This window comes from Vibrio rotiferianus CAIM 577 = LMG 21460 (assembly GCF_002741985.1).
Lineage (GTDB): Bacteria > Pseudomonadota > Gammaproteobacteria > Enterobacterales > Vibrionaceae > Vibrio > Vibrio rotiferianus.
Genome location: NZ_APHW01000088.1, coordinates 1 through 500 on the forward strand (window position 1 = coordinate 1; position 500 = coordinate 500).

1 rRNA gene is annotated in these 500 nt (G+C 50.6%); it reads right to left on the reverse strand.

The window, feature by feature from the left end:
• Positions 1–500: ribosomal RNA gene (locus B853_RS16330) — 23S ribosomal RNA — on the reverse strand; the annotation flags it as partial.

Genomic DNA, 500 nt, shown 5'->3' on the forward strand with positions numbered 1-500 from the left:
TTAGCCCCGTTACATCTTCCGCGCAGGCCGACTCGACTAGTGAGCTATTACGCTTTCTTTAAATGATGGCTGCTTCTAAGCCAACATCCTAGCTGTCTAAGCCTTCCCACATCGTTTCCCACTTAGCTATAATTTGGGACCTTAGCTGGCGGTCTGGGTTGTTTCCCTCTCCACGACGGACGTTAGCACCCGCCGTGTGTCTCCCGGATAGTACTTACTGGTATTCGGAGTTTGCAAAGGGTTGGTAAGTCGGGATGACCCCCTAGCTTAACAGTGCTCTCACCCCAGTAGTATTCGTCCGAGGCGCTACCTAAATAGCTTTCGGGGAGAACCAGCTATCTCCAGGTTTGATTGGCCTTTCACCCCTAGCCACAAGTCATCCGCTAATTTTTCAACATTAGTCGGTTCGGTCCTCCAGTTGATGTTACTCAACCTTCAACCTGCCCATGGTAGATCACCTGGTTTCGGGTCTATATCCAGAGACTGAACGCCCAGTTAAG